Source organism: Aquibium oceanicum (assembly GCF_001889605.1).
Lineage (GTDB): Bacteria > Pseudomonadota > Alphaproteobacteria > Rhizobiales > Rhizobiaceae > Aquibium > Aquibium oceanicum.
This window is the reverse complement of sequence record NZ_CP018171.1, coordinates 2,550,375-2,572,834: the sequence shown is the minus strand read 5'-3', so window position 1 is coordinate 2,572,834 and position 22,460 is coordinate 2,550,375. Positions and strand designations below refer to the sequence as shown.

21 protein-coding genes and 1 tRNA gene are annotated in these 22,460 nt (G+C 64.4%); 11 read left to right on the top strand and 11 right to left on the bottom strand.

What is annotated here, in order from left to right:
* Positions 1-10: 10 nt before the first annotated feature.
* Positions 11-994: an N-acetyl-D-Glu racemase DgcA gene (dgcA, locus tag BSQ44_RS12675; protein ID WP_072604660.1), complete on the top strand. Its 984-nt coding sequence runs from the start codon at positions 11-13 to the stop codon at positions 992-994.
* On the opposite strand, the gene BSQ44_RS12670 is transcribed toward dgcA, so the two are convergent.
* Together BSQ44_RS12670 and BSQ44_RS12665 are read right to left on the bottom strand one after the other, a co-directional pair.
* Positions 965-2,176: an MFS transporter gene (locus BSQ44_RS12670; protein ID WP_072608035.1), complete on the bottom strand. Its 1,212-nt coding sequence runs from the start codon at positions 2,174-2,176 to the stop codon at positions 965-967. The two genes, dgcA and BSQ44_RS12670, sit on opposite strands and share 30 nt — an antisense overlap.
* Positions 2,177-2,318: 142 nt before the next feature.
* Positions 2,319-3,140, bottom strand: coding sequence for a UDP-2,3-diacylglucosamine diphosphatase (locus BSQ44_RS12665; protein ID WP_072604658.1), 822 nt, complete (start codon positions 3,138-3,140; stop codon positions 2,319-2,321).
* Positions 3,141-3,264: 124 nt separating this feature from the next.
* Here BSQ44_RS12665 and BSQ44_RS12660 point away from each other — a divergent pair, with 124 nt between their 5' ends.
* The gene (locus BSQ44_RS12660) at positions 3,265-4,044 is read left to right on the top strand and encodes an SDR family oxidoreductase (RefSeq protein WP_072604656.1); all 780 of its coding nucleotides are present in this window, start codon (positions 3,265-3,267) and stop codon (positions 4,042-4,044) included.
* A 47-nt stretch (positions 4,045-4,091) separates the two neighbouring features.
* A complete protein-coding gene (locus tag BSQ44_RS12655; RefSeq protein WP_072604654.1) occupies positions 4,092-4,934 on the top strand; it encodes a fumarylacetoacetate hydrolase family protein in 843 nt (280 codons plus the stop codon).
* A gap of 6 nt (positions 4,935-4,940) precedes the next feature.
* Here the strand turns inward: BSQ44_RS12655 and BSQ44_RS12650 are convergent, their stop codons facing one another.
* Positions 4,941-5,234 carry a hypothetical protein gene (locus BSQ44_RS12650; RefSeq protein WP_072604652.1) on the bottom strand — a complete coding sequence of 98 codons (294 nt, stop codon included), beginning with the start codon at positions 5,232-5,234 and terminating at the stop codon, positions 4,941-4,943.
* A gap of 395 nt (positions 5,235-5,629) precedes the next feature.
* On the opposite strand from BSQ44_RS12650, the gene BSQ44_RS12645 reads away from it, so the two are divergent.
* A complete protein-coding gene (locus tag BSQ44_RS12645; RefSeq protein ID WP_072608034.1) occupies positions 5,630-6,793 on the top strand; it encodes an aromatic ring-hydroxylating oxygenase subunit alpha in 1,164 nt (387 codons plus the stop codon).
* A 32-nt stretch (positions 6,794-6,825) separates the two neighbouring features.
* The gene (locus BSQ44_RS12640) at positions 6,826-7,149 is read left to right on the top strand and encodes a YARHG domain-containing protein (protein ID WP_157894591.1); all 324 of its coding nucleotides are present in this window, start codon (positions 6,826-6,828) and stop codon (positions 7,147-7,149) included.
* Between the two features lie 3 nt (positions 7,150-7,152).
* Here the strand turns inward: BSQ44_RS12640 and BSQ44_RS12635 are convergent, their stop codons facing one another.
* From BSQ44_RS12635 to BSQ44_RS12625, 3 genes are all read right to left on the bottom strand, one after another.
* Entirely contained in the window at positions 7,153-8,352 is a 1,200-nt protein-coding gene (locus tag BSQ44_RS12635; protein ID WP_072604650.1) for an MFS transporter, read from the bottom strand.
* 119 nt (positions 8,353-8,471) lie between these two features.
* The gene (locus BSQ44_RS12630; RefSeq protein ID WP_072604648.1) at positions 8,472-9,305 is read right to left on the bottom strand and encodes an aldo/keto reductase; all 834 of its coding nucleotides are present in this window, start codon (positions 9,303-9,305) and stop codon (positions 8,472-8,474) included.
* Positions 9,306-9,333: 28 nt separating this feature from the next.
* Entirely contained in the window at positions 9,334-10,266 is a 933-nt protein-coding gene (locus BSQ44_RS12625) for an acyl-CoA desaturase (protein ID WP_235633392.1), read from the bottom strand.
* A gap of 218 nt (positions 10,267-10,484) precedes the next feature.
* Here BSQ44_RS12625 and BSQ44_RS12620 point away from each other — a divergent pair, with 218 nt between their 5' ends.
* Positions 10,485-11,462, top strand: a complete 978-nt coding sequence (locus BSQ44_RS12620; RefSeq protein WP_072604643.1) for an acetyltransferase domain-containing protein — start codon at positions 10,485-10,487, stop codon at positions 11,460-11,462.
* Complete coding sequence (locus BSQ44_RS12615) at positions 11,459-11,935, top strand: methyltransferase family protein (protein WP_072604641.1); 477 nt, start codon at positions 11,459-11,461, stop codon at positions 11,933-11,935. Before BSQ44_RS12620 ends, BSQ44_RS12615 begins: the two co-directional genes overlap by 4 nt.
* A 9-nt stretch (positions 11,936-11,944) precedes the next feature.
* On the opposite strand, the gene BSQ44_RS12610 is transcribed toward BSQ44_RS12615, so the two are convergent.
* Entirely contained in the window at positions 11,945-12,331 is a 387-nt protein-coding gene (locus BSQ44_RS12610; RefSeq protein ID WP_072604639.1) for a MerR family transcriptional regulator, read from the bottom strand.
* Positions 12,332-12,477: 146 nt separating this feature from the next.
* Here BSQ44_RS12610 and BSQ44_RS12605 point away from each other — a divergent pair, with 146 nt between their 5' ends.
* Positions 12,478-12,867 carry a DUF6455 family protein gene (locus BSQ44_RS12605; protein WP_072604636.1) on the top strand — a complete coding sequence of 130 codons (390 nt, stop codon included), beginning with the start codon at positions 12,478-12,480 and terminating at the stop codon, positions 12,865-12,867.
* Between the two features lie 20 nt (positions 12,868-12,887).
* Here the strand turns inward: BSQ44_RS12605 and mgtE are convergent, their stop codons facing one another.
* Positions 12,888-14,306, bottom strand: coding sequence for a magnesium transporter (gene mgtE / locus BSQ44_RS12600; protein WP_072604634.1), 1,419 nt, complete (start codon positions 14,304-14,306; stop codon positions 12,888-12,890).
* Positions 14,307-14,655: 349 nt separating this feature from the next.
* Between mgtE and BSQ44_RS12595 the strand changes: the two genes are divergently transcribed.
* Entirely contained in the window at positions 14,656-15,168 is a 513-nt protein-coding gene (locus BSQ44_RS12595) for a cell wall hydrolase (RefSeq protein WP_072604631.1), read from the top strand.
* A gap of 38 nt (positions 15,169-15,206) precedes the next feature.
* Here the strand turns inward: BSQ44_RS12595 and BSQ44_RS12590 are convergent, their stop codons facing one another.
* The 3 genes from BSQ44_RS12590 to BSQ44_RS12580 all read right to left on the bottom strand — a co-directional run bounded on the left by BSQ44_RS12590 (position 15,207) and on the right by BSQ44_RS12580 (position 19,716).
* Complete coding sequence (locus tag BSQ44_RS12590) at positions 15,207-15,416, bottom strand: hypothetical protein (RefSeq protein WP_072604629.1); 210 nt, start codon at positions 15,414-15,416, stop codon at positions 15,207-15,209.
* A 335-nt stretch (positions 15,417-15,751) separates the two neighbouring features.
* A complete protein-coding gene (locus BSQ44_RS12585; protein ID WP_072604627.1) occupies positions 15,752-19,237 on the bottom strand; it encodes a reprolysin-like metallopeptidase in 3,486 nt (1,161 codons plus the stop codon).
* Between the two features lie 394 nt (positions 19,238-19,631).
* A tRNA-Leu gene (locus BSQ44_RS12580) sits at positions 19,632-19,716 on the bottom strand.
* A gap of 174 nt (positions 19,717-19,890) precedes the next feature.
* On the opposite strand from BSQ44_RS12580, the gene lipB reads away from it, so the two are divergent.
* A complete protein-coding gene (lipB, locus tag BSQ44_RS12575) occupies positions 19,891-20,637 on the top strand; it encodes a lipoyl(octanoyl) transferase LipB (protein WP_072604625.1) in 747 nt (248 codons plus the stop codon).
* Entirely contained in the window at positions 20,634-22,400 is a 1,767-nt protein-coding gene (gene ggt / locus BSQ44_RS12570; RefSeq protein ID WP_072604623.1) for a gamma-glutamyltransferase, read from the top strand. Before lipB ends, ggt begins: the two co-directional genes overlap by 4 nt.
* The last annotated feature ends 60 nt before the right edge of the window (positions 22,401-22,460 follow it).

Below are 22,460 nucleotides of genomic sequence, written 5' to 3'. Positions count from 1 at the left end.
CGGAAGTACCATGACTAATTCTCTGCAGCTCGAAACCGAACGGTTCCCGATAGCGGGAAGCTTTAGAATCTCGCGCGGTTCCAAGACCGAGGCGGAAGTCGTCATTTGCACGATCCGCCAGGGCGATCATTCCGGACGCGGCGAGTGCGTTCCCTACGGGCGCTACGGCGAGACGGTGGCGAACGTGCTCGACGCGGTCGAGGCGGTGCGCGGCGACATCGAACGCGGCCTGTCGCGCGAGGAACTCCTGTCGGCCATGCGCCCGGGCGCAGCCCGCAACGCCGTCGACTGCGCGCTGTGGGACCTGGAAGCAAAAAGCCTGGGCCACAATGCGCACATGCGCGTGTGCCGGGTGCTGCCGCGGCCGGTGGTCACTGCCTACACGATCTCCCTCGGCGATCCCGAAGAGATGGCGGGCCAAGCCCGCGCGGCAGCCGAACGCCCGCTGCTCAAGGTCAAGGTCGGCGCGGCGAACGACGCCGCCCGCATCCACGCGGTCGCAAGTGCGGCGCCGAACAGCCGCATTATCCTGGATGCGAACGAGGGCTGGACCGAGGACAATATCCGCGAGAATCTCATGGCCGCCGCGCAGTTCCACATCGCGCTGGTCGAGCAGCCGCTCCCGGCCGGAAAGGACGCGATTTTGCGCGACATCCCCCATCCTGTGCCGATCTGCGCTGACGAGAGTGTGCATACCGCCGACAGCATCCCGGAACTCACCGGGCTCTACGATTTCGTCAACATCAAGCTGGACAAGACCGGCGGCCTGACCGCCGCCATGCAGCTGCGCGACCGGGCGCGACAGGCCGGCTTCGGTATCATGGTGGGCTGCATGGTCGGCACGTCCCTGTCGATGGCGCCTGCCGTGCTCCTGGCGCAGGACGCGGACTACGTCGATCTCGACGGGCCGCTGCTTCTCGCGCGCGACCGCTCGCCCGCGCTTTCCTATTCCGGTTCGCTGGTGTCACCGCCCTCGCCCGCCCTCTGGGGTTAGCCGGTAAGCGGCCAAAGCCAAGACAAGCCCGACCGACGAGAGCGCCGCCATCGCCAGGAAGCCGACGGCGCCGGCATATGCATAGAGCGGTCCCGACGCGAGGGTGACCACGGCCATGCCGCCGCTGTTGGCTGCGAACGCAATGCCTTGCGCGGCTCCGGTACGCTCCTCGGGTATCGTCTCGGCGATCATCTTCTGGAGCCCCAGCATCGTCAGGCCGGTCGAGAACGCGTGGAGGGCCTGCACGACGCCGAACCCGGCAAGGCCGAGACCGAGCGGCCACACCAGAGGCATCGCCACCCATCTGACCACCGCGGCACCGGCGCAGACGGCGAGGATCGCAGGCACGCCGAACCCCGAAAAGAGCCGGCGGAAGACGAAAAATAGGAACATCTCCGCGAGCACCATCAACGCCCACAGGAACCCGACGGTGTCGGACGCGATCCCCAGGGATTTCCAGTAGATCGAACCGAAAGCGTAGAAGAAGCCGTGACTGGCGATGACAGAGCCGCAACCGAAAGCGATGGTCAGGAAATACGGATCGGAGAGTACGCGCCGGGCATCCGGCAGATCGGTGGGGAGTTGCGACGGCCGCCGCGGACGACCCAGCCGGGGCGCGAAGAGCGCGGCCACGACGATCCCGGCGAGACCGCCGCTGAAGAGCCACGGGAAGACGCCGGCGTCAAAGCGCGCCAGCACCGCGCCGCCCGCGAGATTGGCCGCCAGGAAGGAGGCCGTGCCCCAGATGCGCAGGCGGGAATAATCGGACCCGTAGCGGCGCACGCCCGAAAGTGCGAGCGAATCGGCAAGCGGAGAATGCGGCGACCACACGACAGAGAGGATCAACGAGATCGACAGTACGAATACCGGACCTACCGGCAGGAAATAGCCGAGCGAGGCCACCAGGGCGGCAGCTGCGAGCGCGATCAGCACATAGGCACGGTCGGGCGCGCGGTCGGCGAATGCGGTGATCGCCGGCACCGCCATGAGGCGCACGAAGATGGGCGCCGACAGGATCAGTCCCACCTGCGCCGCATCGAAGCCGCGCTCCTCCAACCACAGCGGAAAGTACGGAAGGTGGAATCCCATCGGCACGAAGATCGCGGCGAACAGCAGCGACATGCGCGCCTCGAAATGCGGCGGCTTGACCGATTGTTCGGGCGTCAGCGGAGGAAGGGACATGCGAAAGCGGAATTCCGGCGACTTCGGGAGGCGCGCCATGCGGGTCCCGAGCAATAGGCCCCCGATACCACCAAAGCCGGCATCGTGAAACGCCGGTGTCCGATCGGACTTGGCCGTCAGGCCGCCATCAGTCCCGGCCGGGCTAAGCCGCTTCCACCGCCCTGTCGCGAACCAGCCCGAGGACGGGCTCGGAAGCAGGCTCCGGCTCGGCATGGACGACCTTCGCCCAGGTCAGGATCTCAAACGTGCCGTCCAGGCGCTCGGCCACCGCCGTGCAGCTTTCCACCCAGTCGCCGGTGTTGATGTATTCGACGCCGGAGATGGTCTCGATCGTGGCGTGGTGAATGTGGCCGCAGATGATGCCGTCTACGCCAGACCGCCGCGCCTCTTCCGCCACGACGTTCTGGAACGAGCCGATGAAGTTTACGGCACGCTTCACCTTGACCTTCGCCCACGACGAGAACGACCAATAGGGCATGCCGAACGCGCGCCGGAATAGACCGATCGCCCGGTTGACCACGATCGCGGCGTCGTAGGCCTTGTCGCCCAGATAAGCGAGCCAGCGCACGTTGTGGACGACGCTGTCGAACTGGTCGCCGTGAATCACGAGAAAGCGCCGCCCGTCGGCGGTCTCGTGCACCACGCGATCCGCGACGACGATGCCGCCGAAATGCACGCCCTGGAAGCCGCGCAGGAACTCGTCGTGGTTGCCGGCGATGTAGACGATCTCCGCACCCTTGCGCGCCTTGCGCAGCAGCTTCTGGACGACGTCGTTGTGGGCCTGCGGCCAGTGCCAGGAGCGGCGCAGCCGCCAGCCGTCGACGATGTCGCCAACGAGAAATATCTTCTGCGCTTCGTGAAAGCGCAGGAAATCGATCAGGAACTCGGCCTTGGCGGGCTTCGAGCCGAGATGCACGTCCGATATGAAGAGCGTGCGGAAATTGCGGATCGGCTCGTCTTTCATCGGATCGCCCCGGCCTTTCTCTTGGAGGAAGGCAAGACACGATTCATGTCACAGGCTTATGACGGTTGTGGATTCCCACTCCGCCCGCTAGACCGTTTCGCGGAAACGGGTGGGAGGAACGGCGATGGATCTCGGCATCAGGGGACGCAGGGCGATCGTGTGCGCGTCGAGCAAGGGGCTCGGACGCGCCTGCGCCATGGCGCTCGCGGAGGCCGGATGCGACGTCGTGGTCAACGGCCGCAACACCGAGGTGCTCGCCCGGACCGCGGCGGAGATCCGCGAGCGGTTTGGCGTGACGGTCGAGGAGGTCGCGGCGGACGTTTCGACGCCGGAAGGCCAGAAGGCGCTGCTCACCGCCTGTCCCGCGCCCGACATCCTCGTCAACAACAATGGCGGTCCTCCGCTGAAGGATTTCCGCCAGCTCGACCGCGCGGCGATGCTGGAAGGCGTCGCCCAGAACATGGTTACCCCGATCGAGCTGATCCAGGCGGTCATCGACGGCATGGCCGAGCGTGGCTTCGGCCGGATCGTCAACATCACCTCGCTGTCGGTCTACCAGCCGATCCCAGGCCTCGATCTCTCGTCCGGCGCGCGGGCCGGCCTGACGGCCTTCCTCGCCGGCGTGGCGCGCACGGTCGCCGGCAAGAACGTCACCATCAACAACGTCCTGCCCGGCAAGTTCGATACCGACCGCATCCGCAAGACCATCGTCTTCGCGGCTGAGAAATCCGGAGTCAGCGAGACCGAACAGGCCGAGCGCACGGCGAACGAAATCCCTGCTGGCCGGCTCGGCCGGCCCGAGGAGTTCGGCCAGGCCTGCGCGTTCCTGTGTTCGCAGAATTCGGGGTACATCACCGGGCAGAACCTCGTTCTCGACGGCGGGCTGTTCAACAGCGCCTTTTGAGCCGTCGATCCGCTTCATCCGCTGCATTCATCGGGAGGGACAGAAAAGTGAAACTGGTGCGTTTTGGTGAACCGGGCAACGAAAAACCCGGACTGGTCGACGCCGACGGCGTTTTGCGCGATGCCTCGGGCGTCATCGACGACTATGGGCCCGAGACGCTGTCGCCCGCGCTGAAGGAAAAGCTTTCGGCGGTAGATCCCGCGTCGCTCCCGAAGGCGCCGGAAGGCGCGCGCATCGGCTCGCCGGTGAAGCGCATCGGGCACTTCATCGCGATCGGCCTCAACTACGCCGACCACGCCGCCGAAACCGGCGCCGCGATCCCCAACGAGCCGATCGTGTTCTCGAAGGCGCCGAGTTGCCTGTGCGGCCCGAACGACGACATCCTGATGCCGAAGGGCTCGCAGAAGCTCGACTGGGAGGTCGAACTCGCCATCGTAATCGGCGAACGCTGCGACTACGTCACCGAGGAGGAGGCACTGTCGAAGGTGTTCGGGTACGCGCTCTGCAACGACGTCTCCGAGCGCGCCTACCAGGCCGAGCGCGGCGGCCAGTGGATCAAGGGCAAGAGCGCGCCGACCTTCGGCCCACTGGGCCCCTGGCTGGTCACAGCCGACGAGGTTGCCGACCCGCAGAACCTTTCCATGTTCCTCGATGTGAACGGCGAGCGCATGCAGACCGGCACCACTTCGACGATGATCTTCCCGGTCGCAGAGATCATATCCTATCTCTCCGAGTTCATGGTGCTGGAACCCGGCGACGTCATCACCACGGGCACCCCGCCCGGCGTCGGCCTCGGCAAGAAGCCGCCGATATTCCTCAAGGTCGGCGACACCATGCACCTCGGCATCGACGGCCTCGGCGAACAGCGTCAGACGGTGGTCGGACGCTAGCGGTTTTCAGAAGGCCCGCGGCGGGACGAACAGGCAGATGGTCCTGCCGTCGTTCCTGCCGGCGACAGAGCACCAGTGGAACTCGCCGTCCGGCGAGTTCCGCACCCTCCGGTCGCTGTAGGCGACCACTTCTCCGGTCGAGGCGATCACGTAGCCTTCCGGCCTTTCGCTGATCACCCTCGCTTCGACCGGGCGACAGTCGAACCCCGAGCAACAGGCGAAGGGATAGTTCCAGCCCGACGGGGCGTCATGGGCGTGGGCGCCGCCGAAGATACCCGAGGCAAACGCGGCAAGGGCCATTGTTCGAAGAAGCGCGAGGGGCTTTGCCTGGCGGCTCGCGCGGCGCATGAAGCGCCAACTGTGCGGATGTTCTCGACCTTGATGCATGTTCGGCTCCGGGCTTCAGCTCTTCGCTTGCCCGTCCTCGAACATTTCCGGCCCGCTCGGGCGAGACGGTCCACGGTTCACGAGCCCTGCTCCGGCTACCGACCGTCCCTGCCTTCGGCAGCCCTCATCCTTCGCTGATTCGTCAGCCGGCGCAAGAGTCGCCGAGGAGACTGATTCTGGATCGGATTCAAACATCGGCGGCGACACACGTCCGGGTGGGTATTCGGCAAAGCGTTTGCTGAAAGGCAGCTATCGACGCCGTGCCTCCGCTTTCGTAAACTCGCGGGAGCAATTCCATGGAGGTCTCGATGAACGTCCATCCCTCTGCCGAGCCTTCCTGGAACGGCCTTGCCGAGAGCCGGCCGACGCTCGACAGCCGGGCCTATTACGGCACCGAGGAATATGACCGCGACCTCAGGGATATCTGGTATCGGAACTGGGTCTACGCCTGCCGGTCGAGCGAGTTGGCCGAGCCGCGCGATTTCCGGCTGTTCCGGCTCGGCGACCAGGAAATCCTCCTGCTGCGCGGCGAGGACGGAGACCTGCGCGCCTTTCACAACACCTGCCGGCATCGCGGTTCGGCGCTGAAATCGGAGGACAGCGGGCGGCTGAAGTCGCGGCTGATCGTGTGCCCCTATCACGCCTGGTCCTATTCGCTGAACGGCGATCTGGTGCGCGTGCCTTCCAAGTCCTGTCCCGCCGGTTTCGAGAAGGGCGACCATCCGCTCTACCGCGTGGCCGTCGCCGAATGGCGCGGCTTCGTCTTCGTCAACCTCGGCGCGGAACCGGGCGCTTCGCTGGACGGAAGTTTCGATGTCGATCCGCGGGTGCTAGCGGACTGGCCGCTCGACACGATGACCAGCGCGCACGTCTTCCGCAAGACGATGAACTGCAACTGGAAAATCTTCTGGGAAAACTACAACGAGTGCCTGCACTGCCCGGGCGTCCATCCCGAGCTTTCGGCGCTCGTCCCGATCTACGGACGCGGTCTGATGGACCGGCACGACGACCCGGACTGGGCGGCACACGCGGACGATCCCGCGCCGGAATTCTCCGGCACGCTGCGAAACGGCGCGGAAACCTGGTCGAGCGACGGCAGCGCGCATGGCCGCGCCTTTCAGGGTCTCGGCGACCGCGAGCGCGCAGCGGGCCAGACATACGTGACCCACCTGCCCTCGCTCTTCGTCGTCGGCCATGTCGACTACGTCCGCGCGGTCAGCCTGAGGCCTCTGTCGCCGACGCAGACGGAACTGACGGCGGAATGGTTCTTCACGCCCGACACCCTGCCCCCGACCGCCGAGGAACTGGACAACATCGTATCCTTCGGCCGCCTGGTGCTCGGGCAGGATGCGGCCATCTGCGAGGTGAACCAGCGGGGCCTCGCCTCCAATCGCCACCAACGCGGCGTGCTGATGCCGGAGGAATACGAGATCGCACGGTTTCACGACTGGGTGCGCGCGCAGAGCCGCTGAACGCTATGAGACCGCAAACTCGGGAGAACTTCATGCGTCTCTTTCTCGCCATCCTGACGGGCCTCGCGCTGACCGGTGGAGCCACTGCTGGCTGCTATGAAGGAGTTGGGTGCACCGACGTGAACCAGTTCACGAAGGCCAACCTGCGGCAACTTTCCTGCGAGAACCTGTGGTACGTGCGCAATTCGATCTTTGCCGAAAACGGCTACTGCTTCAGGACGAAGCGAGCGCAATCCTATTTCGACAACGCCGGCTGCTGGGTATCCGACCAGGCGCAGGTGAAGCTCTCGCTCATCGAAAGGCAGAACGTCGGCAGCATCGTGCAGGTCGAAGGCGAACGAGGCTGCCCGAAATGACCCTCACATGCGCCGCGGCAGGTAGACGAAGGTGACCACGCCGCACAGAAGGACGAAGATGCCGAGGGTGGCGAAGACGGAACCGAGGCCGAAGAAGGCCAGCGCCACCGAATAAACCAGCGGCGGGAGGAGTTCCGAGAGGTCGAGATAGGTGCGGTAGACCGCCGTCATCTGCGGCCGCTCCCAGGCATGCACGCTGCGCATGTAGGCGGTCGAGCCGAGCGCGTCGAGCGCGATGCAGAAGAATGCCGCCGCCAGCAGGAACACCGCAGCGGTTACCGGAGCGGCCTCGCCGACATAGCCCGCTCCAAGCAGCATCGTGCCGGTCGCGGCAAAGGCAAAGGCCATCGTGTTGCGCGCGCCGAATCGCTTGCCGGCCCAGCCCCAGATCAGCGCCGAGAACAGCAGCGCATTTCCGCCCGAGACGAGCAGCCCGCCGGCCATCTCGCCTTGGCCGGAGGACACCATGAGGATCGGGCCGTAGACGAAGAAGGTCGTCCAGAAGCAGGAGCGTCCGAAGGCGATAAGCCATGCCAGCCTCAGACGCGGCTGGCTGACGAAGCGTCCGATGTTGGCGAGCGGATTGGCGGGCCGGATCTTGCCCGGCCGGATCAAGGGATTGTCGCCGAGCCTGAAGTACCAGAACAGGCAAAGCAGGATCACCGAAAACAGGATCACCACCCCATGCGCGGCCACGATGCCGTATCGCGTGTAGAGGAAGACGCCGAGCGCCGGCCCGCCCGTCCAGGCGAAGGTCGACCAGGCGAGACGCATCGATTCGGCCTCGATGAACTTCGTCTTGCGGATGTGCTCCATGATGTAGAGGTTGAGCGTGATCGAGAGCGCGCTGGCGCCCATCACCCGGCACAGCATGCCAAGCATCTGGGTGGGAAGCGACTGGGTCAGGAACAGCAGAGCACCCAGGACGAGGGCGACCACGCCGGCCGTGTAGACCCACCGGCGGGCGAACCGCGCGATCAGCAACGGCATGAACAGCGTAACCGATATTCCGGCCAGAGCTACCCCGGTATAGACGAGCGACACCGCCTGCTTGTCGCGCAGCACCTCGTAGATCTGGATCGGGATGACGCTCGAAACCGAGGCGCGCGCGAAGGATTCCAGCGCATAGAGGATGGCAAAGGTGCTCGCGCCCGGCGCGCGCACCGCTGGTAGCCAGATCGGGTGCCGGACCTGAGTCGCCATTCCTGCCTGCCGGAGAATTCCGAAGCGACAGTTGCAGCGCCGCGCGATCGGCCGTTAGCAGGAAACCGACGCTCCAGCGTCGCAAAAGCGAAGCAGCGAACGTCGCGCGGAAAAAGGCGTCAGGCGCGATCCCAGTCGGGGGAAAAGGCGTAGTCGCAGATGCGGCTGCTTGCCGATCGCAGCGCGGAGATCGCCCTCATTTCCTCTTCGGAAAGGGCGAAGTCGAAGATGGCGATGTTCTCGGCCAGCCGCTCCTTCTTGGTCGTCCGCGGGATGGCGGCGACACCCTCCTGCTGCACATGCCAGCGGAGCACGATCTGGGCGGGTGTGCGTCCATGGTTCTGCGCCGCGGAACGCACGGCGGGTTCCTCGAACAGTCCGCCGCCGCGATGGAGCGGACAATAGGAAACCATCGCCATGCCGGCCTTCCGGCACAAGGCGTGGACCTTGTCCTGCGAAAGCATCGGATGATACTCGACCTGATTGCAGGCGAGATCGTGCTCCGAGAGCTCGATCGCTCTTGTGAGAAGGTCGGTCGGGAAGTTGGAAACGCCGATGTTCTTCGTATAACCCCTCTCCAGCGCCCCGTTCAGCGACTGGATCGGACCCTCCAGCGGAATCGTCTTGCTCGGCCAGTGGATCAGGAGAAGATCGACATGGTCGAGGCCGAGGCGCTTGAGGCTTGCCTCCGCCGAGCGCTCGAAGTCGCCGGGCGCGATGTCGGTGTACCAGACCTTGGTCGTGACGAAGAGTTCGGATCGCGCGAGCCCGGAGGCACGGACCGCGGCTCCGATTTCGGTTTCGTTTTCATAGCTCGCAGCAGTGTCGAGATGCCGGTAGCCGACGTCCAGCGCATGCTCGACCAGACCGGTACATTCGGCTCCTCGAAGCGTCCAGGTTCCGAGCCCGATGGCGGGGATGGAGGCGCCGTTGGCGTCGATTGTATGGATCATGATCCCGTATTTCCTGATTTGACGAGGACTATTCGGGCAAGCCGGCCATGCCGGGAACCTGTGGTTCACGGATCTTCCAGGCTAACCCGCACAGGGCGAACAGCCGGATGATCAGATAGGTTCCGTCGATCTCCCACGGGCGGTGTCCGTGGCGCGCCGAGCGCGGGTCGGCATGATGGTTGTTGTGCCAGCCTTCGCCCATCGCGGTCAGCCCAAGGACGATGTTGTTGCGGCTGTGCTCCCCGGTCTCGTAGTTCCGGTAGCCCCACAAGTGGCTCACGGAATTGACCGCCCATGTGTTGTGCCAGTTGAAGACCGTCCGCACGAAAACACCCCAGACCAGGATGCTGAGACCGAACTGCAGCGCTTGCGCACCGGTGCCGCCGGCAAGCAGGGTCGCGCCGAAGCCGCCGAGGAAGAAGACGAACCAGTGCGCGACGATGATGCCGAGATAGACGGACCGCTTTTCGAGGAGTTTGTAGAACGGGTCGCGCAGAACGTCCTTGGCGTAGCGCGAGTAGATCTCGTAGCGTGACATGTCGGGCGACTTCACCAGGATCCAGCCGACATGCGCCCACAGGAAGCTGCGCACCGGCGTATGCGGATCGGGTTCGTCATCGGCGAATTCGTGATGCCGGCGATGCACGGCGACCCAGTGCGCCGGCGTATCCTGGAAAGAGCAGACCGCCATGACCGCCATCGTGTATTCCAGCCATTTCGGGCACTGGAATCCCTTGTGAGTGAGATAGCGGTGATAGAACACGTTGATGCCGACCGTGCCGAACAGTTGCATCCCGACGAAGACAAGGATCACGCCGGTCCACGAGAAAAAGTACGGCAGAAAGGCGAGAGCGGCGACGAGATGGTAGAAGCCGATCCCGATGATGTTCACCCAGTGCAGCGTGTAGACACGCGGGACAGCGATCGGATCGGGCCCGATGTCGGGAATGGTCACGCTCATCTGCTCTCCTCGCATCGAAGCGCCGGCGCCAAACCGCTTCGTCAGCGACGGCATCTTTTCGAAGGGCCGTGCATGTGTCAATCACAGTCCGGCGCCGTGCCGCTCGCTGCTCCGGATGTAGCCCGCCGTAGCGTTTCGAGGCGTCTGCCAACGTTCGCCGGCCGCCATTCGGTCGCGCGTGACCGACCCTAGCTTGTCTTTCGGATATCGCCATTCCCATGCATCAACCCGCCCCCGCCCGTCGCATCCAGGCGATCGATCTCGCCCGCGGGCTGGCCCTCATCGCGATGGCCGTCTACCATTTCGCCTGGGATCTGGAGTTCTTCGGCTACGCCGAACCGGGGATGACGGCCGTGGGGGGCTGGAAGTTCTTCGCCCGGTCGATCGCGTCGTCGTTCCTGTTTCTCGTCGGGGTTAGCCTTTTCCTCGCGCATGCGAACGGGGTGCGCTGGACCGGATTCTGGCGGCGCCTCCTGCTCGTCGCGGGTGCGGCGGCGGCGATCACGCTGGTCACCTGGATCGCGACGCCGGACAACTTCATCTTCTTCGGGATTCTCCACCAGATCGCGCTCGCGAGCCTGCTCGGGCTCCTGTTCGTCGGCCTGCCGTGGCCGCTTGTCCTCGTCATCGCGGTCGCCGTGATCGCCTTGCCGTTCTGGTTCGCGACCCCGGCGCTGGATGCCCCGCTCTGGTGGTGGACCGGACTATCGGAATACCGGCCGCGATCGAACGACTACGTTCCGCTGTTTCCCTGGTTCGGCGCGGTGCTGTGCGGGATCGCGGTTGCGGGCGCCGCGCGGCAGGCAGGCATTCTCGATCGCCTGGCGCGGCTGGAGTTTCCGCGCTGGACCGGTCTCCTCGACTTCGCCGGCAGGCACAGCCTGGCCTTCTATCTTCTGCACCAGCCGGTGCTCATCGGCTGCGTCTTCCTCTTCGCGCAGGTTTTCCCGCCCGCGCGGGAGACGCCGCAGGTGCAGTTCCGGCAGGCCTGCGAGGCGACCTGTTCCGCCGAACGGAGCGAGGAATTCTGTTCGTTCTACTGCGTATGCGTGCTCGATGCGGTCGAACGTGAAAACATGCTCGACGCGGTGTTCTCGTCAGACCAGAATGGAACGACGCGAGGACGGCTGACGGAGATGGCCGACATTTGCACCGTGGACACGATGCAGAGGCTCGACGAGGGAGGAAGTCAGTGAGCGAAGCAGAGACCCGGCCCAACCGGCTGCCATGGCCGCCGATGATCTATCTCGCGGCCATTGCCGCGGCAATCATCCTGATGTGGCAGGTTCCCCTGCCCTGGGTGCCGAGCCCGATGTCCGATCTGCTGTTCGCGATCGGCATCGTATCCATCTTCGGCGTGGTCGCCATCGACGTCTCGGCGATGCGCACGCTGTCCAAGGCGAAGACGACCATCATGCCGCATCGCGGCTCCGATCATCTCGTCACGAACGGGCCCTTCTCGTTCTCGCGCAACCCGATCTATCTCGCCAACACGCTCCTGATGATCGGTGTCGGCCTGCTCGCAGGCAGCGTCTGGTTCATCGTCCTGGGTGTTGTCGCCGCCTTCCTGACGCAGAAACTCGCGATTGAGCGCGAAGAACGGCATCTGGACCTGAGGTTCGGCAAGAGATATCGCGACTATCGCAAGAAGGTCCGTCGCTGGATCTGAGCTCGGACCTCAGGTCGTGACGCCGAGTTCGACCAGACGCTCGACGCAGGATTCCTCCGCGTGGTCGAGCTCGGCCAGCGTTTCCTCGAGGTCCCGCCGCTTCTGCCGCAGATCGCCGCGTTTCTCTTCGATGCGCTTGATCATCAGCTTGAGCTGGCCGACCTCGCCCGGCGGCTCGCGATACATCTGGATGATTTCACGGATCTCGTTGATCGAAAATCCCAGCCGCTTGCCCCGCATGATCTGCCGGACGAGATGGCGGTCGGACGGACGGAAGAGCCGCGTGCGGCCACGCCGGACGGGGTGGATCAGCCCTTCGTCCTCGTAGAAGCGCAAGGTGCGGGTGGAAATGTCGAACTCGCGGGTCAGTTCGGTGATCGTGTAGTATTCCCGCATGCGCACTTCCTGACCTGACGATTCACTGCTCCTTGGGATTGTCATGGCATTTACGTAAAAGTCAATTCTCGCCGCCCCAGCACTTGATCCTGGTCAAGGAAGACCCCGCTCGGGCTCCTAGACTTGGCTGAGAAACGGAGGGAACCATGAACGGGGTAAGATACATCGTGGAGGGCATCGCCGAGAGATGGCGACGCCACCGGGACGCCATCACCGGCCTGCGGGAGATCAATTCGCTGGACCCCGAGCTGGCATCCGAGATAGCCGCGGAAGTGGGACTTTCCGTCGCGGACCTTCGGGACGTCATCGAACACGGGTCGGGCGCCGACGGGCTGATGCACCGGATGATGGCCGCCTACGGGATCCACGAACAGCGGCTCGAAGCCGAGGTGCCGGGCGTCTTACGCGACCTTGCGATCCTTTGCTCGCGCTGCGCCGCGAAAGGCCGCTGCGCCCACGAACTCGAAGCGGGAACGGCGCGCGAGAACGCGCCCGTGTTCTGCCCGAATGCAGGTACGTTCGAGACCTTCGCCTGAGCGGCCGCTCCGGGTTGCGGTCAGCCGAGTCCGAACCAGAGGCTAGCCAGCCCAAGAAAGGCGAAGAAGCCCACGACGTCCGTCACCGTCGTGACGAAAACCGATGAAGCGATCGCCGGATCGGCACCGAGCCGGTCGAGGAGCAGCGGAATGAGGATTCCTGCGAGCGCGGCGGCCAGCATGTTGATGATCATCGCCGTCGCGATCACGCCGCCGAGCCCGAAACTCTCGAACCACCCACCCGCGACAACGCCGATCACCACGGCGAAGATGACGCCGTTGAGGATGCCCACCACCGTTTCGCGGCGAATGATGCGGCCCGCATTGTAGATGTCGATGTCCCGCGTGGCGAGGGCGCGGACCGTCACCGTCATCGTCTGGGTGGCGGCATTTCCCCCCATGGAAGCGACGATTGGCATCAGGACGGCGAGAGCGACCATCTGCTCGATCGTGGCGTCGAACAGGCCGATAACCAGCGATGCGAGAATGGCGGTCGCAAGGTTCACCATCAGCCAAGGCGTGCGCGAGCGGGACGTTGCGAGGATCGTATCGGAAAGTTCCTCGTCGCCGACGCCGCCCATGCGCAGGAGATCCTCCTCGGCCTCCTGCTGGATCACGTCGACGACGTCGTCGATGGTGAGAACGCCGACGAGACGGTCGTTCTCGTCCACGACGGCGGCGGACAGGAGATCGTACTGCTCGAATTCCCGCGCCGCCTCCTCCTGGTCCATGGTCGCGGGGATCGCGTGGCGCGTCTCGTGCATCACCTCCTCGATCTTCACAGCGCGCTTGGTGCGCAGGATGCGGTCGAGGTCCACGGCGCCGAGCAACTTGAAGGTCGGGTCGATGACGAAGATCTGGTAGAAATTGTCCGGGAGGTTCTGGTCCTCGCGCATGTAGTCGATCGTCTGGCCGATGGTCCAGAACGGCGGCACGGCGACGAATTCCGTCTGCATGCGCCGGCCGGCCGTTTCTTCGGGATAGTCGAGCGAACGGCGCAGCCGGATGCGTTCGGTGAACGGGAGCTGTGCCAGGATCTCTTCCTGGTCCTCCTCGTCGAGATCCTCCAGAATGTAGACCGCGTCGTCCGAATCGAGTTCCTGGACGGCCTGTGCGATCTGTTCGTTGGGCAGGCTGTCGACGATCTCCATGCGGATCGCCTCGTCGATCTCGGTCAACGCTCCGAAATCGAAATCGGCGCCCATGAGGTCGACCAGCGCCCGGCGCTGATCGGGCATCAGGGCTTCGAGAAGGTCGCCGAGTTCGGACTGGTGGAGGTCGGCCACGTCCCGCTTGAGCGTGATCGTGTCGCGGTCCGCGATGGTCGCGCCGATATGCGCGAGGAAGGAGGCCCGGACGACGCCCTCCTCGTTGTAGATGTCGGCGCCTTCCTGCTGAGTTTCCTCGCCGGCGGTCGCTTCTTCCTCAACCTCCGCCAAATCGTAAACTCCCCGATTGCCCGCTGGATCGTTAGATGTGCCCCGGTCTAGCGCGCCGCTTACGTGAACTCAAAGCCTAAAGAAAGCGTCGCCGCGAGGCTTGGCACTCCCCTGGGCCGTGGTGTGGCCTCGTCCCTTGGAAAGCGCATGAAACCGCCGCGCAGGCCCGCAATAGAAGGCGTTGTGCCGCAACGGAAGGTTTGTTGCTGCCCCGATTCCGCCGCAGAAATTCCCGCTGAACGCCGCGCGAACGTCTCTTCGCTTCCAATTTCAAGCTGTCTTAAGCGCCCGCGCCGCACCTGGCCGGTGCAACCATCCGAAACGACAGAAACAGGAAATGGTTCCTCCATTGCTCAGAAAACTCGTGCGCCCAGCTTCCGGCCCGTCCCGTTCCCCTTTCCGCGTCGCCCTAGCCCTGCCCTTCCTCGTGCTGTCGGTGCAGATGGGACAAGCGAAGACCACCACCATTCCCGACGAGGAAAAGAAGTGCCTCGCAACTGCCATCTACTTCGAGGCGCGGGGGGAACCCAAATCCGGGCAGGCTGCCGTCGCCCAGGTCATCCTCAACCGCGTCGAGGCGCAGGCCTATCCCGACACGATCTGCGAAGTCGTGTACCAGAACCGGGAGAAGCGGAACGCCTGCCAGTTCTCCTTCGCCTGCGACGGGAAGCCGGACGTGCCGCGGGACACCAGGGCATGGACGCGCGCCAAGGAAGTGGGCTCCAACGTGCTGGACGGACGCGACCTGATCGCCGGAATAAAGTCGGCAACGCACTACCACGCCGATTACGTCAGCCCATACTGGGCCCCGAAGATGCGTCGTCTGTCCAAAGTGGGACGGCACATCTTCTACCAGGCCTGATACCCGGCCGATCCGTCCGAACCGGCAATATCGCTGCGTCAGCCCTCGGCTTTGAAGTTGCGGGCTTCCTTCTCGGCTTCGGCACTGTTTTTGCCGTGCTTGCGGATCAGTTCCTTCGCCTGGTTCTGGGAGACATCGGTCGTCTCCGCCAGGCGCAAGGCCTCGCGTTCCACCTCGGAGTCCGGCAGCTTCCGCGTCTCGTCCGTCCGGGTCTCTGGATCGTCCTTCTCGGGATGTTGGCCGGCCATCGCTTCGTCTCCTGTGTTGCTGCGGGCACAACCGCGCAGATGGCGCACAGTTCCCGAAGCGGAACCGAAGACGGTCAGGATCGGCTAAACATATCCGAGCAGCCAAAGGATGATGATCGGAAGCGGAATTCCGATCAGCCAAAGCAGACCACTTCTGCGCATCGAAGTCTCTCCCGACGCGGACGCGCACGGGAACTTGACGATTTAGGCGTCTGTTGCGAGTGCGACTGACTTCTTCAACAGCCTTCTAGGAACCAGTGGACAGGGAGTGCGCGCGTGCCGTGTGATAGGCGCGTCCACTAGCTTGGCGGCCGACCAATCGCGGTCTGTCGTTCTCAATCGAAAACGCTCTGCGGAGTCAGTTCGCCTACCAAGCCAATTGTCGCGGAGGCGCCAGTGCCGGCCTGGTAGGTGTAGTCGTTGTACTGATAGCTTCCGCCGATCAGCGACCACAGCCGCACGTAGATCGTGCCGCTCGTGGGTAGTTTAGCCACGGTCCGGGAAGTGCCGGTGCCCTGGTTGGCATTGTAGATGTTGTACGACCCGGCGCCGGTCGAGCCGACATACAGGTAGTACGAGGTAACGCCGCTACCAGTCGTCCACTGGAACGTCGCCGACGAGCCGAGGGTGGATCCCGGCGTCGGAGACGTCATGACGGCCTTCGCAGTGCCGCCGGCTTTGTAGGTGTAGTCGTTGTACTGCCAGGCACCGGAAATCAGCGACCACAGCCGCACGTAGATCGTGCCCGTGGAGGGCAGTCCCGTCACGGTCCTGGTTTTGCTGGTCCCCTGGCTGGCTTGGTAGATGTTGTACGACCCAGCGCTGGTGGAACCGACGTAGAGATAGTACTGCGAAACGCCGGTACCGGCGGTCCACACGAACGTCGCCGAAGAACCGAGCGTCGAGCCCGGGGTCGGGGACGTCATGACGGCCTTCGCCGCGCCGCCAGCCTTGTAGGTGTAGTCGTTGAACTGCCAGGCACCGGAAATCAGCGACCACAGCCGCACGTAGATCGTGCCCGTGGACGGCAGACCCGTCACGGTCCTGGTCTTGCTGGTGCCCTGGCTGGCCTGGTAGATGTTGTACGAACCGGCTCCGGTCGATCCGACATAGAGGTAGTACTGTGTCACATTGATGCCGGGGCTCCACACGAACGTCGCAGAGGCACCAAGCGTGGAGCCCGGCGTCGGAGACGTCATGACAGCCTTCGAAGTGCCGCCGGCCTTGTAGGCGTAGTCGTTGTATTGCCAGCCCGTGCCGCTAAACAGCGACCACAGGCGCACGTAGATCGTACCCGTGGAGGGCAGACCCGACACGGTCCTGGATTTACTCGTGCCCTGGCTGGCTTGGTAGATGTTCGCCGAGCCTGCGCCGGTCGAGCCGACATAGAGCCAATACTGAGACACCCCGCTCCCGGCACTCCACACGAACGTCGCCGAGGAACCGAGAGTCGAGCCCGGCGTCGGGGACGTCATGACCGCCTTCGCGGTACCCCCGGCCTTGTAGGTGTAGTCGTTCCACCGGTAGCCGGATGAGAACAGCGACCACAGGCGCACGTAGATCGTGCCCGTGGAAGGCAGACCCGACACGGTCGTGGACCTGTCGGTGCCCGGGCTGTCGTCATAGATGTCGCTCGAACCTGGGCCGGTAGAACCGACATAGAGATAATACTGCGTCACCCCACTTCCGGCGGTCCATGTGAACGTCGCCGAGGAGCCGAGCGTGGAGCCCGGCGTCGGTGACGTCATGACGGCCTTGACGGCACTGGCGGCCTTATAGGTGTAGTCGTTGTATTGCCAGCCAGTGGAGAACCGCGACCACAGGCGCACGTATATCGTGCCCGAGGACGGCAGAGCCGTCACCGTCTTGGATTTACTCGTGCCCTGGCTGGCCTGATAGATGTTGTACGAGCCCGCGCCGGTGGAACCGACATTGAGCCAGTACTGCAACACACCCGATCCGGTCGTCCACTGGAACGTCGCCGACGCACTAAGCGTCGAGCCCGGCGCCGGAGAGGTCATGACGGCCTTGGCGGCCACACCCGCGGTATAGGTATAGTCGTTGAACTGCCACGCCCCGCCAATCAGCGAATAGAGCCGCACATAGATGGTGCCCGTGGCCGGGAGGGCCGACACCGCCCGAGACGTATTGGTGCCCTGGCTGCCCTGATAGACATTGTAAGAACCCGCGCCGGTCGAGCCGACATTGAGCCAGTATTGGGTAACACCCGTGCCCTTCGTCCACTCGAACGTCACCGCGGAACCGAGGACGGAACCCGGCGTCGGAGACGTCATGACGGCCTTCGCGAACCCGCTCGCCTTGTACGTGTAGTCGTTGAACTGCCACGCCCCGCCAATCAGCGAATGGAGCCGAACGTAGATGGTGCCGGAGGACGGGAGGGTCGATACCGTCCGGGACGTATTGGTTCCCTGGCTGCCCTGATAGACGTTGTACGAGCCCACGCCGGTGGAGCCGACATAGAGCCAGTAATGCGTAACGCCAGTACCCGTGGTCCACTGAAACGTCGCCGAGGACCCCAGCGTGGAACCCGGCGCCGGAGATGTCATGACCGCTTTGGCCGGCGTCTTGTCCGCCCTGAACGCGGCGACCGTGCTTTTTCTTTCACGATGCACGCGCGCCACGTTGTGCGTAGTCACGGTGCCGGTCACGTGCCCGTTATATGTGACGTCGGGATTGGAGAAGTTGCCGATCCGGGTGCAGTAGCCGCAGGGCGCGCCGTAGGACTGGATCGTCCGGAACAGGTTCTGCGGATGGATGTACCCGTAGCCGTAATTGTAGGGCGGGTTGGATCCGCTGTTGGCGACATCGTGCAGCGCGCCAAAATTGTGGCCGAGTTCATGTGAGAGCGTATGGCTTTTGACGCAGGTATGCGTCGTTACGGAAAAGGCATAGGCGGCGCTCGAGTTGACCCAGGCAATGCCACAGTACTCCGTGTGATTGACGAGTAACGCCACGAGATCGGCGCCCAGGGTTTCGCGCTGCGCATGCACCGCGGCCATGCCCCCGGTGCCGTCGGTCAAATCGTAAAGCAGGTCGTTGTAGGTCTTGCCCGTCTCGCTGTAGCCGGCCACCTGCACGGTGCCAACCAACCTGAGACTGACCTCCGCATTGCTGGCGATGTAGGCCGCGTTGGCGAGGTCCACGCCGAGCTGGATCGTGTTCTTGATGTTGGCGTTGGCGGCAAGTGCTTCAGGCGTATAGGCGCCCAGGATGTCGATCTGCACCGCGGCTGCGGTGCCGCTGGGATCGCCGGCCCGATTGCTGGAATCCCGTGGCGAGACCGGCAGCCGCCCGGGCGGATGGTCCGGGGGAAACGCCTTGTGGTCGATTTTCGTAAGGGCGTGCAGACGCCCTCCAAGCGGCGTGAGGCTGTATTGAACAAACCCGTCATAGATCACACCGGTGATCTGGCCGTCGCGCACGACGAGCACCGTCTGTCCGCCCTCGCCATCGCCCTGCCCGATCCAGGTGAAATCGTCCGCAGCGCGTTCGATCCGGTGCGTGAGACCAAGCACCAGCGTGCCCTCGGCCAACGGCACAGCGACGATATCGCCGCGAAGTACCGCGCTCTCGGCATCGACGTATTTGAGGTCGGTTTGCGTCGCGTCGCTGCTGATCGCCGCCGCGCGGCTCTCCTGATCGGCCGTCAAAGCCGGTGCCATCTCACCCGCGGCATAGGAAAAGAGCCGGTTTTCCTGGGCCCGCGAGCGATCCGCGAACAGCAGAATGCAGCATATGCTCATTAGGACGATGCCGAAGAAAGCTGCCGGCGAGATGCCGCGACTACGATCATTTACCATTACATCCCCCACCTCGGCCCGAATCGTACCCCGTCGCTCCACAATGCCTCGCAATGGCATACGGCAATTCACAGCAGATCAGCGCTCTGCGCTCCCAGTGATCTTTTTATTCATCCCTAACATACGGTAGCTGGATGCTTAATATTTTCAAGGAAGTAAATCAGAGCAAGACACACGGAACAAGCCGATAAAATCCATCGATCGCACGCGTTGCCACGCCGTGGCAAACGATGTGCGGAATGATGGTGCAGAACTACTGGATGAGATTGCTACGAAGATGGGAACCACGGGTTCCGCCGCAACTTCCTGAACCGTCTAGAAAATTGGCCCGGGTCCCCCGCGAATCGGCGGGAGGTGACCGGAAGCCGGCGACGAGCGATTCTCACAGATATGATGGTGCGGTCGAGAAGACTCGAACTTCCACGGGTTGCCCCACAGCGACCTCAACGCTGCGCGTCTACCAATTCCGCCACGACCGCACGTGGTAGGAGCCGGAGCTTGCCGGCCCGGCGCACTTAGCAAATCGCCTATCGGGAAACAAGAGCAGCCATCGCAATAATCGGTGTGATTTCGGCCCGGATGGCACGGTGTCAGTGCGGCGGCTGGACCTTTCCTCCCTTTGCCGCCATATGTGGTCCGGAAGGACGTCTCCCATGCTTCAGCGCAACCATCTCGGCTTCGATTTCCGGCCCCGGCCCGGCAGCGCGCCGGTCGAGTGGCGGGTGGAGGACGGGCTGACCGGATACGCGGAGGCGCTGGCCTTCATGGAGGCGCGGGCGGCGGCGATCCGTGAGAGCAGCGCTGGGGAGCTGGTCTGGCTTGTCGAGCATCCGCCGCTCTATACGGCGGGCACCAGCGCCAAGGCGAGCGACCTCATCCAGCCCGACCGTTTTCCCGTCCACCAGGCGGGCCGCGGCGGCGAATACACCTATCATGGCCCCGGGCAGCGGGTGGCCTACGTGATGCTCGACCTGAAGCGCCGGCGCGAGGACGTGCGCGTCCTCGTCGGCGCGCTCGAGGAATGGATCATCCGCACGCTCGCCCGCTTCAACGTCAGGGGCGAACGGCGCGAGGACCGCGTCGGGGTCTGGGTGGTCCGGCCCGACCGGCCGCCGCTCGCCCCCGACGTCCCCGCCGAGGACAAGATCGCTGCGATCGGCATCCGGCTGCGCAAGTGGGTCAGTTTCCACGGCATCGCGATCAACGTCGAGCCGGACCTGTCGCATTTTTCCGGCATCGTGCCGTGCGGCATCTCCGGCTACGGCGTCACCAGCTTGGTCGACCTCGGCCTTCCGATCACGATGGGCGACCTCGATGTCGCACTCATGCAGGCCTTCGAGGAGGTGTTCGGGGCGGCATCGTCCGCTAGGGTCACCGGCGAGAGGAGCGACAGACCATGAAGAAGGTTCTCGCAAGGGTCGTCGCGTTTTCGGCCATCGCCGTCCTGGCGTGGTCGCAACCGGTCTTGTCGCAGCAGGCCACCGATGCGCTGGCGCCTGAGGCGGCGACCGGTCAGCAGGCGAAGACGTCGGTCCGAGCAAGGCAGTCCATCGTCGTCGCTGCCAATCCGCTGGCTGCGGAAGCGGGTCTCGCAGTGCTGCGCGACGGCGGCAGCGCGGCCGATGCGCTGGTCGTGGTGCAGACCGTGCTGGGACTGGTGGAGCCCCAGTCCTCGGGTATCGGCGGCGGGGCCTTCCTCGTCTGGTACGACGCGGGAACGGGCAAGGTGACGACGATCGACGGACGAGAAACCGCGCCTATGGCGGCCACGCCCGAACTCTTCATCGGCGACAACGGCAAGCCGATGGAATTCTTCGATGCGGTCGTGGGCGGTCGCTCAGTCGGCACGCCGGGCGTGGTGCGCCTGATGGAGAATATCCACGACCTGCACGGCACGAAAGAATGGTCCGCACTGTTCGAGCCGGCGGCGCGCATGGCGGAGACCGGCTTCACGGTCTCGCCGCGACTGGCCGCACTCGTCGACGAGGATGCGCCGCTGCTGTCGGCTCAGACATCGACGCGCGCCTATTTTTTCGACGCGTCGGGCACACCCCTCCAGCAGGGCGCGGTGCTGCGGAACCCTACCTACGCCGCAACCCTGCGCACCATCGGCGCCGAGGGCGCGGATGCTTTTTACGAGGGGCCGATCGCCGAGGAGATCGTCGCTGCCGTGCAGGGCCATCCCGACAATCCCGGCAAGCTGTCGCTCGAGGACCTCGCAAACTACGAGGCCAAGGAGCGTGACGCCGTCTGCGCGTCCTATCGCGGTGTCGACGTCTGCGGCATGGGACCGCCCTCCTCCGGCGCGCTGGCCATCGGGCAGATTCTCGGCATCCTGTCGGAATTCGATCTTGCCGGGCTCGGCCCCGAGGATCCGCAAGGCTGGCGGCTCATCGGCGACGCGACCCGGCTCGCCTTCGCCGACCGTGGCCGATACGTGGCCGACGGCGATTTCGTCGACATACCGAAGGGATTGCTGAACCCGGACTACCTGAAATCTCGCGCGGCGCTCCTGAAGCGCCCGGATGCCCTGCCCGCCGAGGCAGCGAAAGCCGGCGACCCGCCATGGGACAAGGCCGAGCTGCGCCTCGACGGGGTCTCGCTCGAAGTCCCCTCCACCTCGCATTTCGTCATCGTCGACGCCGAGGGAAACCTCGCGTCGATGACGAGTTCGATCGAAAACGGTTTCGGCGCACGGCTGATGACGGGCGGCTTCCTGCTCAACAACCAGCTCACCGATTTCTCCTTCGTTCCACAGCAGAACTCCGAAGCGGTCGCCAACCGCGTGGAGCCCGGCAAGCGCCCGCGCTCCTCCATGTCGCCGACCATCGTCCTGCGCGAAGGGAAGCCGATCTTCGCCTTGGGCTCGCCCGGCGGCAGCAACATCATTCCTTATGTCGCCCAGGCGCTGATCGGCCTGATCGACTGGAACATGAACATCAGCCAAGCTTTCGCGATGCCGCATTTCTCCAACCGGTTCGGGCGATACGATCTCGAAGCCGGAACAGCGGCGGCGGAGATGGCGGACGATCTCGAAGCACTTGGATACGAGGTGCGGACCACCGACTTGAACTCGGGCCTGCACGGCGTTGCCTTCCTGCCCGACGGGACCCTGGAAGGCGGTGCCGATCCGCGCCGCGAGGGCGTGGCCGTCGGGGACTGAGCCCGCGCCGTCAGTAAGCGCCGATCCACATGGCCATGGTGATGATGAAAAGGCTCACAG